Annotated in this window: 11 protein-coding genes; 6 read left to right on the forward strand and 5 right to left on the reverse strand. The window is 71.5% G+C overall.

The annotated features are described in order from the left end of the window. Positions 1–383 precede the first annotated feature (383 nt). Both ACZ466_RS10820 and ACZ466_RS10825 read left to right on the forward strand, forming a co-directional pair. Positions 384–1,451 carry a S1 family peptidase gene (locus tag ACZ466_RS10820; protein WP_378290259.1) on the forward strand — a complete coding sequence of 356 codons (1,068 nt, stop codon included), beginning with the start codon at positions 384–386 and terminating at the stop codon, positions 1,449–1,451. Positions 1,452–2,104: 653 nt separating this feature from the next. Then, positions 2,105–3,265, forward strand: a complete 1,161-nt coding sequence (locus ACZ466_RS10825; protein ID WP_378290257.1) for a hypothetical protein — start codon at positions 2,105–2,107, stop codon at positions 3,263–3,265. An 83-nt stretch (positions 3,266–3,348) separates the two neighbouring features. Here ACZ466_RS10825 and ACZ466_RS10830 read toward each other — a convergent pair whose 3' ends face one another. Further along, positions 3,349–3,708, reverse strand: coding sequence for an MmcQ/YjbR family DNA-binding protein (locus ACZ466_RS10830; protein WP_378290255.1), 360 nt, complete (start codon positions 3,706–3,708; stop codon positions 3,349–3,351). Continuing rightward, the gene (locus ACZ466_RS10835) at positions 3,705–6,536 is read right to left on the reverse strand and encodes a DUF4132 domain-containing protein (protein ID WP_378290253.1); all 2,832 of its coding nucleotides are present in this window, start codon (positions 6,534–6,536) and stop codon (positions 3,705–3,707) included. The genes ACZ466_RS10830 and ACZ466_RS10835 overlap by 4 nt, the downstream gene beginning before the upstream one ends. A gap of 83 nt (positions 6,537–6,619) precedes the next feature. On the opposite strand from ACZ466_RS10835, the gene ACZ466_RS10840 reads away from it, so the two are divergent. Continuing rightward, positions 6,620–6,748 (forward strand): hypothetical protein, encoded by a 129-nt coding sequence (locus ACZ466_RS10840; protein WP_378290251.1) that lies wholly within the window; start codon positions 6,620–6,622, stop codon positions 6,746–6,748. On the opposite strand, the gene ACZ466_RS10845 is transcribed toward ACZ466_RS10840, so the two are convergent. Continuing rightward, complete coding sequence (locus ACZ466_RS10845) at positions 6,717–7,379, reverse strand: nitroreductase family protein (protein ID WP_378290249.1); 663 nt, start codon at positions 7,377–7,379, stop codon at positions 6,717–6,719. The genes ACZ466_RS10840 and ACZ466_RS10845 overlap by 32 nt on opposite strands. A gap of 174 nt (positions 7,380–7,553) precedes the next feature. Between ACZ466_RS10845 and ACZ466_RS10850 the strand changes: the two genes are divergently transcribed. Both ACZ466_RS10850 and ACZ466_RS10855 read left to right on the forward strand, forming a co-directional pair. After that, positions 7,554–8,162, forward strand: coding sequence for an RNA polymerase sigma factor (locus ACZ466_RS10850; RefSeq protein WP_378290247.1), 609 nt, complete (start codon positions 7,554–7,556; stop codon positions 8,160–8,162). After that, positions 8,159–9,142, forward strand: coding sequence for a CU044_5270 family protein (locus ACZ466_RS10855; protein ID WP_378290245.1), 984 nt, complete (start codon positions 8,159–8,161; stop codon positions 9,140–9,142). Before ACZ466_RS10850 ends, ACZ466_RS10855 begins: the two co-directional genes overlap by 4 nt. Before the next feature lie 6 nt (positions 9,143–9,148). Here the strand turns inward: ACZ466_RS10855 and ACZ466_RS10860 are convergent, their stop codons facing one another. Continuing rightward, entirely contained in the window at positions 9,149–10,204 is a 1,056-nt protein-coding gene (locus ACZ466_RS10860; protein ID WP_378290243.1) for a saccharopine dehydrogenase family protein, read from the reverse strand. Positions 10,205–10,303: 99 nt separating this feature from the next. On the opposite strand from ACZ466_RS10860, the gene ACZ466_RS10865 reads away from it, so the two are divergent. Continuing rightward, positions 10,304–11,296, forward strand: coding sequence for a helix-turn-helix domain-containing protein (locus tag ACZ466_RS10865; RefSeq protein ID WP_378290241.1), 993 nt, complete (start codon positions 10,304–10,306; stop codon positions 11,294–11,296). A 27-nt stretch (positions 11,297–11,323) separates the two neighbouring features. Here the strand turns inward: ACZ466_RS10865 and ACZ466_RS10870 are convergent, their stop codons facing one another. After that, on the reverse strand, positions 11,324–12,271 hold the full coding sequence (locus ACZ466_RS10870) for a hypothetical protein (RefSeq protein WP_378290239.1): 948 nt from the start codon (positions 12,269–12,271) through the stop codon (positions 11,324–11,326). Positions 12,272–12,555: the final 284 nt, after the last annotated feature.

The following is a 12,555-nucleotide window of genomic DNA, read 5'->3' on the forward strand; positions in this document are numbered from 1 at the left end:
AGAGCGTCACCCTCCCAGATCGATCAGCGCCGCAGCGATCCAGGACCCGCCCGCCGCGCCGGCCGGCGCGGCCCTTGCTGTGGCGCTTTCTGCGCGGCCTGCGCCGCGGCGACCGCTGACCTCCGCGCCGAGCCGGGAGCGATCTTGGCGGACGCCCGCAGAAGCGTCCGCATCCGGCCAAGCCGGAGCTCTCACACTCAGGCGCGGACGACACACCGGTACCCCGACCCCACACTGACACGGCATTTTCTCAGTGTTGCCATAGTCTGTCAGATCATTGGTCAACTTCTCCGTCTTGTGCGGGATTGACCGTGCCTTGAAGATCCAAGTCACTCAGGACACCTCACCCGGAGGCGTCCTGACGACTTGGAGGCACAGTGAGGATGCGATCCATCCCCCCCGCCACTGTCGTCGGAGCAGCCGTCATCGCCGCCGCGACCGCTCTGGTCACCGCCCCCGCCGCGAGCGCCGCGACCGTGGCACCCGCGCCGGCGGCGCCGCAGGTACAGTCCGACAACCCGGGCGTGCTCGCCACCAGCCTGTCGGAACGGCTCGGCACCCGTTCCGGCGGTTCCTACCTCGACAACGGCAAGCTCGTCGTCACGGTCACCGACGCCAAGTCCGCCGACCAGGTGCGCGCCGCCGGAGCCGTCCCCCGCACCGTCGCCCGCGACGGCGACGAGCTGAAGAAGGTCACCGACACGCTGAACCGCTCGGTCAAGACCGCGGGCACCGCGTGGGCCGTCGACCCGGTCAGCAACAAGGTCGTCCTGTCCTACGACGACTCCGTCACGGGCAGCAAGCTCGCCGCGCTGAAGAGCGTCGCGAAGAAGCAGGGCGACACGATCCGGCTGGAGCACGTCGCCGGCACGTTCAACACGCTCATCGGGGGCGGGCAGGCCATCTACACCGGCGGTTCGCGCTGCTCGCTGGGCTTCAACGTGCGCAGCGGCAGCACGGACTACTTCCTGACCGCCGGGCACTGCACCAACATCGGGTCGACCTGGTACGCCAACTCCGGCGGCAGCACGGTGCTGGGCACCCGGTCGGGCACCAGCTTCCCGGGCAACGACTACGGCATCGTCCGCTACACCGGCTCGGTCGCCAGGACCGGTGACGTCTACCTGCACGGCAGCGGCTCCCAGGACATCACCTCCGCGGGCAACGCGGTCGTCGGTCAGTCGGTGCGCCGCAGCGGCAGCACGACGGGCGTGCGCAGCGGCTCGGTGACCGCGCTCAACCAGACCGTCCGTTACGCCGAGGGCACCGTCACGGGCATGATCCGCACCAACGTGTGCGCCCAGCCCGGCGACAGCGGCGGCTCCCTGTTCGCGGGCACGGTCGCGCTCGGCCTGACCTCCGGCGGCAGCGGCAACTGCACGACCGGCGGCACGACCTTCTTCCAGCCCGTCACCGAGGCGCTCAGCGCGTACGGCGTGAGCGTCTACTGATCCTCCACATGACGACCCTCGCGTGAGTCCAGGGCCGGGCAGGTAGACCCCCGCCCGGCCCTGCGTCGTCGCCGTCGAGCGCGGGTTCCCTCGGGACGAGGTTCATGTGCACGGTTCTCAGGGAAGCTGGACGAACTCGTGGTCGGCCCAGTCGGACGTCGCCGGGGCCGGTGTCGAAGATGTGGGGTCACGGGCAGGTGGGGCGTGGAGGCGGGCCAGCCCGGGCAAGGATGGGCCGGAGGCCAGGCGGCCTCTCGGCCGCCATCGGTCGCGGGGTATCCGGCGTCCAGCGCCACCATCGGCGCGGGCCTATCACCACCGGCCTGCCCGATGGCCTCCAAGCAGCCGGAGCATCCACCGGCGAGGCCGACCTCAGCTCCCCCAAGGCGGCGACGAACCGGTACTCCCAGCCGGGAATGGTCGTGCGGGTGCCGTCACACCGGCATACGTCGTGGTGCACATGCGGCGTCCGGCCGCGGCAGTTGCGCGGTACGGGTGATGCGACGACGGCCGCGTTCCGCCTCAGGGCCCACGCCGGCGGCGCCGCGATGTCGGTGCGGATGGGCTCCGTGGTTGCGGCCGACGTCGCCGACCTGCGGCCACATAGGATTCGACGACCGCGGACCACTGATCGTTGGGAGTGGAGCGAACCGATGCGGGATCCGCTCGTGGCTGCCGGTGTCGGCGGCATCGTCGACGTTGGGCACGTGGTCGGACGGGTTGCCGGGGTCGACCCGGGCGGGCGGTATGTGGCAGTCGCGCGGGGTGGGGTCGTCACGGTGCACGACGCCGATGCCGCGCTGGGTCCGGTGATGTCCTGTGTGCCGACCGGGCCGTTCCACCAGCTTGCCGTGCACCCCGACGGAAAGAGCATCGCCGTGCTCGGCGAGGACATGACGGTCGAGTTGTGGCGATCCGACGGCACGGTGCACCGACTGCGCGGTGGCGCGGGTCGGGACGACGGGGCAGGACAAGGCAGGTCATCGAACTTTGCCTGGGTGCAGCGTGGGTGGCTTCAGTTCACCGCCGACGGCTCGTATCTGCTGTTCGGCGAAACCGTGTTCGAGGGGCCTGCCCGGTTGAACCTGTTGGACGCGGCGACGCTGGCGCATATCGACGGCGTCTCGGCCCTGCGAAGCGCCACAGACGAGGTGTTGATCGAGGACTGGGGGGAGGGGGTGGAGGTCGGCTGTGCGGCGGCGCCGTCGACCGCGGTCGCGTTCGCGGCGTGCCACGGCGACGACACCCTGGTCTTGGCCGTCGCCGAGGTGGTGGAGGATCGGTTGCGGCTGTACGGGGCCGTGCCCGGCCGGACATCGCTCGCCGACGACATCCCCGGCGAACGGGTGATGGGGCTCGCGCTGGCGGCGTCCGGTGAGCTGGTGGTGCTCGACTCCGACGAGTTCTTGTCAGCGATCCGCTGGCGTGATCCCGCAGCGGGGACGCGGCGCCTCGGCGCCGGCGACCGGCTCCTTCGAGACGACGGCGGCGAACCACGTCCGTTGCTCGCCGCCGGGTTGGGCACGCCGGGCACCGATGGCCTGGCAGTCGGCTTGAACGGTCCCGTGTGCATCCGAGGTCGGCTGCTGGCCGTGGCGGTCGAACAGGAGCGGCGGACAGCGAGCGGCCTGGGGTGGCAGACCGCCGGGCTGGTCTTCTGGGACCTCCAGACCGGCGAATGGCTCGGTTTCCTCGACCTGCCCGGGGCCGAGCACCACGAGCCGATCTTCATCACCAACGGCATCGTCCATCAGGACTTTGAGGAACGGACCAGGATCTTGCGATGGCTGCCTCCACACGGGCCCGGGGTTTGAGCAACGGAGCGGCTAGTGGCGATGGCGGACCGTTCGGATGCCGTGAGGAGGGACTCGTTCTGGGTTGTTCGCGCTCGGCCGGCCTACTTGGAGGAAGCGATCTGGGCGGACAGGCGCTTCGGGGCGATCAGCCGGTAGCTGTCCTCGACGAGTTCGGCGATCTCGTCCCAGTCCTGGTCGACGTCCAGCCGCGCGCCCACCCAGCCTTTGGAGCCGACGTAGGCCGGGACGAAGAAGCGCTCGGGATCCTCGGCCACCAGGGCCTCCTGCACGCCCGGGCCGGCCTTGATCGTCATCGATGTCCCGTCCTCGCTGGTCATCGCGAACAGCTTGTCGCGGACCCGGAAGGAGGGGGCGGTGTGCCCCCCGAACGGCTTCTCGGCCGCCTCCGGAAGCGCCAGGCAGATGTCCCGCAGCCGTGCCAGGGCGTCCCCGTCGCTCATGTCGTTTCTCCTTCGGGTCCGGCGGTGAGCTGGTCGAACGGTTGTGTGATCTCGTAGTCCTCGAAGATCTCCGCCCACGTGCGCAGCCGATCACCCAGATCGGCCGGGTGCGCGATCCGGATCCGCGAGTCCGGGGAGGGCGTCAGCGTATCGTCGTTCACGTCGGCGTACGTGCGGTCCTCGGCCAGGCGGAACGCCTCGCCGTCGCACAGCCACACCAGCCGCCGGACGATGTGCCAGAGCAGCGGGTGCCGGACGAGGTACGTGCGGAACTCCTCCGGCTCCCACGTCCGCCGCTCCAGCATCGCGGCCTCCAGCCGTTCGATCTGACCGGCGGCGATCTTCCCGACCTCCTTCCGCAGCGCCGCGTAGCGCTGGTGGGCGGCGGCGGCCTGCCGCTGGTCGTCGGTCTTGACCGGGCGCGGCGCCAGCGTGCGGTGCCGGCCGCCGGGCTCGATGACGAAGGGGTGGAGCTGCTCGTCGAACCCGACCCTGAAACGGCGCCGCCCGTAATCCAGGAGCATGCTCCCCTCCGCGTCCAGCCCGAAGTCCGGTACCACCCGGTCGGCGAGCTGATCGGGGGTGAGGCCGAGGTTGCCGGCCAGCGCGTCGATCCGCTGCGCCGCCTGCCCGCGGACGCTGCGGCGGCTGCCCTCTTCCGCGATCCAGTGCAGATGCATCAGCGCCACATCGCTCTCGAACGCGACGAGCGTGTCGAGCCCCTTGTGCACCAGGCGCGGCTCGCCCTGCTTCACCCATCCCTTCACGACACCGGCGAGCGCGCGCACCGTGTGGTCGTCCCCCGTCCAGACGAGCTGGTGCAGCGCCCAGCCGTTCTTGGAGCCCGCCCCGTCGATCCGCCACCGCCGGAACAGGGACCAGCCGAACTCGCCCAGCGACACCGGGTCGCAGAGGTCCCGTACCGCCAGGACGCCCGCGTACACCTCACCGGGCTTCGACATCGCCAGCATCGTGATGAAATGCCGGACCGCCGGCTCCGGGAGGGCATGTTCACCGCCGCGCAGGAGCACCTGCGGGAGCCGCGCCGGATCGGCCCACTCGCCGACCTTGGGGACGCGCCCGGGCAGCACGTCCAGCGGATCGGTCGCCAGCATCGCGCCGACCGCGTTGGCCGCGTCCTCGCCGCAGGCGCGGGCGGCCTCGGCGACCTCCCGGCGGCCGTGGCGGGACGCCAGATGGCGCAGCATCGCCTCCGCGTTCCGCCGCGGGCCGGACTCGCCCAGCGCGTCCGGGACCAGCCACGGGACGGCGGCCGTGCCGTGCCGGACGAGCCAGCCCTGCGCGATCTGCCGGGACGCCGTCGCCCGCGCGAACCGGTCGGCCATGTACGCGGCCACCCGCGCGTCGAGGAACGGCACCAGCATCTTCCCGCAGGTGATCGGGCACCTGCGGGTGAGGCGCAGGACGGCCGGCACGGCGTCGGACTCGAACCGTGCCAGCAGCCCGCGGGCCAGCAACGAGGCCGCCTCCGGGTCCTTGACCCCGGCCACGGCCTCGGGGTCCTCGCGGACACGGGCCCACTGGGCATCGCCGCCTTCGGGGAAGGCGGCCAGCCAGTCCTCGCGTTCCCCGGGCGCCCAGGCGACGGACCGTCGGGCGGGCGCCGCCAGCCCCTTGACCACGACGGGCTTCCGGGGCGTGCGGCCGCGCGTCCACGGCGGTTCGGCCAGGAGCGCCGGCACCTCCTCGGGCGGGGCGTCCGGGACCCGCTGCAGGTTCTTGACCACCGTCCGGACGGCCTCGTCCGGCAGGTCGAGATCGGCCAGTGCGGGGTGGGTGCGCAGGTGTCCGGCCAGCAACTCGTCGATCAGCTCGTCGGTGCCGGCCCGCGCGGCCAGCAGGCGCGCGGCGCGACGCGGGAAGCGGTCCAGCGCCGCACCGATCAGGGGCGACACGCGGCCGTCACGCACGCGGCCGATGAGCCCTTCGAGAGCCGCGTCACCGGGCAGCACCGCCAGGATCTCCCAGGGGAGCCCGCGCTGCTCATCGTCGAGCCGGTAGTGGTCGGCGACGTCCCGGAGCAGCATCGGAGCGAGCGCCGCGCCGACCCCCTCGGCCATCGTCATGAGGACGTCGGGCCGCAGGTCCTCATGGCCGAGGCCCCAGGTCCGGAGCAGGTCGACCTGCCCGGGGTCGCCCACCGAGCACCACAGCGTCCACCGCAGGCCGGTGCTTCTCGGTGGCGCCTGGACGGCCTCGTCGACCCAGTCCCGCCGCGTCGGGACGAGGTAGGCCGCCAGCGACCGCCGCACCTCACCGTCCCGATGCCCGGCGAGCCGGTGGACGGTCTCCCGGTGGTCGTCGTCTCCGGCCGCCGCGATCAGTGCCCGGAGGCGAACCGCCCCTCGATGCCACCACGTCGAGGGCGACTGCTTGGGGGGCAGCGAGCGCACGCCCACCACGGTGGAATCGACGCTCGTGATCGGGCCCATCGCGGACGTCTCGGCGAGCGCGCAGGCCGCGAACGCCATTCCCTGGCCGGTCACCCAGGCGTCCACGATCGTCTCGACGTCCCGGCCGGCCGGATCCGCCACCAGGAACGCCACCGCGGCGGCGCCGCAGGGATCGGCCGCACCCTCCAGATAGGCCCGCATGGCCTGCGCGACCGATTTCTGCGACCGGTTCGCGGCCAGCAAGTCCGTGAGCCGCCCCCGCGCCCCTTCGATCCGCTCGGCCAGCCAGGCCGCCGCTGCGGGTTCGGGCACCACAGGCGGCCCGGGGACACCGCCCCTGCGCGGGTGCAGGACACCCCGCCAGGACTCGGGTATCACCAGGACGTCTTCATCGCGAGAGGCCTGATCGCTCACGCCACCCAACGCTACGGGCCACCACCGACAGAACCACCGCCCGGAAGACCGCCGCCCGCCCACCGCGGGAGGCCCGACGGTCCGTGGCGATCGCCGTCGAGGCGATGTACGGCTACGCGCTGCTCACCGGGCGGCGGCCGACGGGCGTGGCGGCGATGAACCGCGCGTTCCTCTGCCTCCTCACGGCGTGGGAGTCTCGCTCCCGATGGTGAGGCCCGTCTGCTCTTCCCAGCGGTCCAGGTAGACGACCTTCTCGACGGGACGGCGGCGGACCGGGCCGTGCTTGCCCCGAGGCCAGCCCACGACGATGTGCCCGGCGAGCATCCAGTCGTCCGGCACTCCGACGGCCTCCCGCAGGAGCGGCTCGCCCCCGTACGAGGCCCAGCTGGTCAGGCAGGCCCCGAGGCCCTGGGCGCGGGCGGCCAACAGGAAGTTCTGCATCGCCGGAAAGATCGACCCGCCGAGCAGCAACTCCGACGCCGTGGGAAAGCGCTTCTGGGTGAACAGCACGGACGTGAACTCGCCCGCACGGTCATGCAGCTCGTAGGTCGCCCGGTTGTCCCGCGCGCGGCGGCTGTCGTCCTGGTCGTCGGGACGGCTCATCCCATAGACCGGTTCGATCACCCGCAGCGCCTGCTCCGCCGCCTTCGCGACGACGGCCCGCGACTCCGGCGACCTGAGCACGACGAACCGCCACTCCTGCGCGTTCGCACCGGACGGCGCCCACGTCGCGGCCCGCAGGCAGCGGCCCAGCGTCGCCTCGTCGACCGGATCGTCGGTGAACCGCCGGATCGTCCGCGCCGTCGACATCACCGTCCACACGTCCGTGGCTGGTCCCGTCATCCCTGCTCCCACTCGTTCGCATCCTTGGCGGAAATCCAACTTACAACACACAAAAACGCCGTTCTCGCCGAGCACCGGCAGACCCCCACCGTGCCGCACACCGACGTGATGCCGGGATCGGACGAATCTCGAAGATCGGGGGAACCGGAAGGGCGGAGCGGACACTAGAAGGTCATGACCCTCGAACCCCCTGCGGACGCGGAGTTGTGGCGCCGTGCCCGGGACGGCGACGAGCAAGCCTTCGGTGAGCTTTTCGACCGGTACTCGCGCACCGTCTACAACTACTGCTTCCGCCGAACGGCGGACTGGTCGGCGGCCGAGGACCTGACCTCCGTGGTCTTCATGGAGACCTGGCGGCGGCGCGCCCACGTGCGGCTGAGCGCGGACTCGCTGCTGCCCTGGCTCTACCGAGTCGCCACCAACGTCCTCCACAACCACCGCCGCAGCCTGCGCCGCCACCGGGCCGCGCTGGAACGCGTCCACGCGATGCCCACGGCCCCCAACGACGCCGCGGCCGCCGAGGCCCGCCTGGAAGCCGAACGCCAGATGCGGGAGATCCTCGACTCCATCAGGAAACTGTCGCGCAGCGACCAGGAGGTCCTCGCGCTCTGCGTCTGGGAGGGGCTCGGGTACGCCGAGGCCGCCACGGCGCTCGGCATCCCGGTCGGCACCGTGCGGTCACGGCTGGCCAGGGCCCGCAAACGGCTCAGGCAGCACACCGAACCGACCCGTACGGACGGCCAGCGGGCGAACGCCGCGCTCTTCACGAAGGAGACCTCATGATCGACCTGCAGCCCCCGGCGCGGCAGGACATGCCCGCCGACCGCCACGCGGCCCGGCGCGCCGCGCTCCTGACCGAGATGACCGCCCGCCGCCGCGTCCCGGCCCGCCGCCTGGCCTTCGGCGGCCTCGCCACGGCCGCTCTTGCCGGTGGCGTGGCCGCCGCCCTGATCGCCGTCCCCGACACCGGTCCGGACACCGGCGGGGACACCGGACGCAACATCGGCCCCGCCGAGGTCGTCCCGATGAGCGCCACCCAGGTCCTCGACCGCGCCGCCGAGACCGCGGCCCGGGCCGCCGAGCCGCGCCCCGGCCAGTACATCTACACCGAGGCCGAGTCACGGGCCGCGTATTTGCCCCGCGGGGTGATCCGGGCGAAGTCCTGGTACTCGGTGAACGGCAAGCGCATCGGCCTGAAGATCGAAGGGGGCGAGCGGTTCTGGGTCTGCGAGGCCGTCAAGCGGCCCGACCCGTCCAAGGCGCCCGCCGACTGCAAGAACCCGCCGTACTACCGCCGCGACCTGCCGGTCAATGCGAAGGCCATGCGCGACTGGCTCTACAAGAACGGCCTGGGCAACGTCTACCCGCCCGATGTGCGGGCCTACAGGTACGCCGACGAGATCCTCGGCGTCTCAAAGCTGACGCCCGCCGCACAGGCGGCGATGTTCAAGGCGATCGGGACGATCCCCGGTGTGAAGGTCGTCCGATCGACCTCGCAGCACATCGCGGTCGGCCAGACCTGGCGGGGACTCCGGCACGAGTTGCTGTTCGCGCCCAAGACGTACCGTTTCATCGGTACCCGCCAGGTGGCCGACCACGACACCTCGTTCCAGCCGAAGGGCGGCAGGGAACTCACGGGCCCGGAGCGGAAGAAGCTGTACGGCGTCGACCAGAAGGACGGCACCGTTGTGGGCTCCTACACGGTCGTCGACCAGCGAGTGGTCGACGCCATCCCGCCCGCCTACCTCCAAGGCGCGTCCTGACGTGAGTCACCGCCGGCCCGGAGCCGGGAGGGACTCCGGGCCGGTGACGTCGAGGTGCGGGGAGAGGGCGCGGAGGAAGCCGGGGGCGTCGAAGATCTCGCCCGCGGAGGCGACACCGGCCGTCCTGGTCCGTCCGGTGAGGATGCGGTCGACCGCTTCCACGACGAGCGGCGCGGTGACGGCGTAGATGTCCCGGCCGCTCGCCGTGGCGCGCCGTTCGGTGCCGCCGGAGCGCACGACCGCGTCGACGAGGAAGGTCTGCGCGGACCGGCCGCGCTCGTCGGCCGCGGCCGGCGCCGGCGTGTCCGGGGACGCCAGGTCCCTGGCCGCTTCGATCGCCATATAGGTGCGCACCTCGGGAATGGACAGGTGGCTGGGAACGGTGACGACGTCGGCCATCGTGAACTCCCCGATGACTTCCCGGGTGCCCATCGGGTCGGGGAAGGCCCACTTCAGGGTGGGCGGGTCGTCATGGCGGTACTCCAGCCGCCCGTTGGCGTAGCGGACGCGTCCGCCGTTCCGCCGCTGCCGGGAGACCGCGCCCGAGGCGCGCGTCCCGTCCGTGGGGTGCCAGCCGCTCAGCCCGTACGCGATGTGCGCCTCGTCGGCCGCCGTCCAGTCGCCCATCGCGGCGGTGGCCAGCAGGTCGCCGAGGCCGCCGAAGAAGGCCATCGCGGGGACGATCACCGCTCCCGCGGCGCGGGCGCGGTCGCCGAAGTGCGCGAACGTGTCGGCGTTGGCCTCGATCTCGGCCGCCACGTCCACATACGCGATCCCGGCCCGCAGCGCCGCCTCGATCACGGGGGCGGCCGTCGTGGCGAAGGGCCCGGCACAGTTGATCACCACTGCCGTCCCGGCCAGCGCGCGGTCGAGCGATGCCGGATCGTCGACCGGCGCGGGCCGGGCCTCGAGTCCGGGATGGGACGCCGCCAGCGCCCGCACCTTGTCGGCGTCGCGCCCGGAGAGAACCGGGACGAACCCGCGCTCCCGCAGTTCTGCCACGACGAACCGCCCGGTGTGCCCGTACGCGCCGAACACCGCCACCCGCTGCCCCGATCCCATGGGCTCTCGCTGTACTCGCATGATCACTGCCGACATCCTGGCGGGGCCGGGGCCTCGTCCACGAGTGTCTGGAACGCCATCACTCGTACAATTCCGGACATGGGCTCTGTCGCGCTGGCCGTCACCGACGGGATGCTGCACTTCGAACTGTCCCTGGCGTACGAGGTCTTCGCCGCCGCCCCGGCCGGCGTGACGGTCCCCTGGTACGACCTCTCCGTCTGCGGTCCGGTCGCCGTACGGGTCGGCCGGTTCCGGCTGGAGCCCGACCACGGGCTCGACCGGCTCCGGCACGCCGACACCGTGATCGTCCCGGGCTGGGCGGACGTCGACGAGGACCCGCCCGCCGATCTGGTCGAGGCGGTGCGCGCGGCCCACGAGGCGGGCGCGCGCATGGTCTCCCTCTGCACGGGCGTGTTCGTGCTGGCGGCCGCCGGACTCCTGGACGACAAGCGCGCGACCACGCACTGGGCGCACACCGAGGTTCTGGCCGCCCGCCATCCCCGGGTGCAGGTCGACCCGGACGTGCTCTACGTGGACAACGGCGACGTGCTCACCTCCGCCGGCAAGGCCGCCGCGCTGGACCTGTGCCTGCACCTCGTCCGGCTCGACCACGGCTCGTCGATCGCCAACGCGGTCGCCCGCCGCCTGGTCGTACCACCGCACCGGGCCGGCGGCCAGGCCCAGTTCGTCACCACCCCGGTGCCCGCCCAGGACGAGCACCCGCTCGCCGCCCTGTTCCCCTGGATCCTCGAACGCCTCGACCAGCCGCTGACGGTGGAGGATCTGGCCCGTCAGGCCCGGTTGAGCTCACGCCACCTCGGCCGCCACTTCAGGGCGGCGACCGGCACCACCCCGCTGCAGTGGCTGCTGACCCAGCGGATCCGCCGCGCCCAGGAACTGCTGGAGAGCACCGACGACGGCATCGACGCCATCGCGGCGGCCACCGGCATGGGCACCGCCACGACCATGCGCCGTCACTTCAACCGCACGGTCGGCGTGCCCCCGGACACCTACCGCCGCACCTTCCGCGCAAAAACCCGCCCCACCCCGAACGCCAGCGAACACCACCACCAGCACCCGGTACCCAAGTGAGCGCCCTCCTGAAGCTACGACTCCCTCCTAGAATCGCTCGCCCGGGACGCCCGGGTCGGTTGCCGACGGTGCAGGCCATTCAAGCGGGAATGCTTGGCGTAGGCGGTCCTTGACCTGTTCCCGGATCTCCGCCGCCCCGTACTCGACGATCGGCTTCACGCAGTACTCGCGGACAGCCGGATGGCGTCGGGGTTCCCGGCACATCAGCACAGCCAGGACCCGAGCCGGCCAGATCAGGCGGAATGCGTCGTCGGCGGTGATGCCGCCGGTCGCGGCCCTCGGCAGGTGCTCGAATACCAACTCCACCGCCCGCCTGATGACAACATGTTCCGGCAGGAGAGAGGCCCAGCCGTCCGGCCTCTCCCCGTCGTCGCTGCTCAGCAGCACCGCGATGACTGCCTGCTTCGCCTGCATGTACCGGTCCTGGAACTCGTCCAAGGCATGGGCGGTCTGCGCAAGCAATTCGCACCAGAAATGCGCTTTGCGCGCCTCTTCCTGGAAGGCATCGAGGCGCCGGTCACCAAGCTCCCGGCGCAGCCGCGGGATTACATGGGCCTCGACGAACCGTTCGTGCTCCTCGGGCGTGGGGCGTCTGCGCGAGTCGTCCGGGTCCTTGTCGCGGGAGATACGGAACGGTTCGCCGAACTGTTTGGTCGCCCCGTAAATGTTCTGATCGCGTCGCAGCCATCGGACGACCTCGGCGACGAACCCTTTGATCGCTGCTCGCTGCCCGTCTGCGGTCTGCGGCCCTGGCTTGCCTCGACCAGTGCCGGGTCTCTCGGCCCTTTTCAGTACGGCGTCCCAGGCTTTGTCCGCCTTTTGTTCAAGCTCCCGCAGGTCACGGTCGGACGAGGCGGCGGCGATGGTGAGTGCGCCCTGCCAGCCGTGCTCGGCTCCCCCACACTCGCAGGCGCACGGCGGCTTCTCGGCTCGCTCGCAGTTCTTGCTGTGACCGGTACGCTCGATTGTCGTCATGCGTTCTCCGCGAAGTACGAGAGGCAGAGGACGCATCATCCGTCGGCGACAACCGGCTGTAAAGGAACACGTCAGATATTTCTGACTCACCGCTCGGCTCGATCGTTCCCTCGAATAAGCGACTTCCCACCCACCGGCCGACTTCGCCGTGGCGCGCGGATGTGGAAGAGGTACCAGCCTTGAGCTGCGAGTTCGACGAACCGGCTCCTCCGATCGTTTGCCGGACCGTTCCGGCTCGGCGTTTCGAGGGCTCCGGCGTCCTTGAGAATCTGCCACAGCGTCGA

This window comes from Actinomadura rugatobispora (assembly GCF_055379765.1).

Excerpts from the sequence above, each read along its gene's own strand:
- ACZ466_RS10820 (WP_378290259.1), top strand. The coding sequence starts at position 384 with ATGCGATCCATCCCCCCCGCCACTGTCGTCGGAGCAGCCGTCATCGCC.
- ACZ466_RS10825 (WP_378290257.1), top strand. The coding sequence starts at position 2,105 with ATGCGGGATCCGCTCGTGGCTGCCGGTGTCGGCGGCATCGTCGACGTT.
- ACZ466_RS10830 (WP_378290255.1), bottom strand. The coding sequence starts at position 3,708 with ATGAGCGACGGGGACGCCCTGGCACGGCTGCGGGACATCTGCCTGGCG.
- ACZ466_RS10845 (WP_378290249.1), bottom strand. The coding sequence starts at position 7,379 with ATGACGGGACCAGCCACGGACGTGTGGACGGTGATGTCGACGGCGCGG.
- ACZ466_RS10850 (WP_378290247.1), top strand. The coding sequence starts at position 7,554 with ATGACCCTCGAACCCCCTGCGGACGCGGAGTTGTGGCGCCGTGCCCGG.
- ACZ466_RS10855 (WP_378290245.1), top strand. The coding sequence starts at position 8,159 with ATGATCGACCTGCAGCCCCCGGCGCGGCAGGACATGCCCGCCGACCGC.
- ACZ466_RS10860 (WP_378290243.1), bottom strand. The coding sequence starts at position 10,204 with ATGGGATCGGGGCAGCGGGTGGCGGTGTTCGGCGCGTACGGGCACACC.
- ACZ466_RS10865 (WP_378290241.1), top strand. The coding sequence starts at position 10,304 with ATGGGCTCTGTCGCGCTGGCCGTCACCGACGGGATGCTGCACTTCGAA.
- ACZ466_RS10870 (WP_378290239.1), bottom strand. The coding sequence starts at position 12,271 with ATGACGACAATCGAGCGTACCGGTCACAGCAAGAACTGCGAGCGAGCC.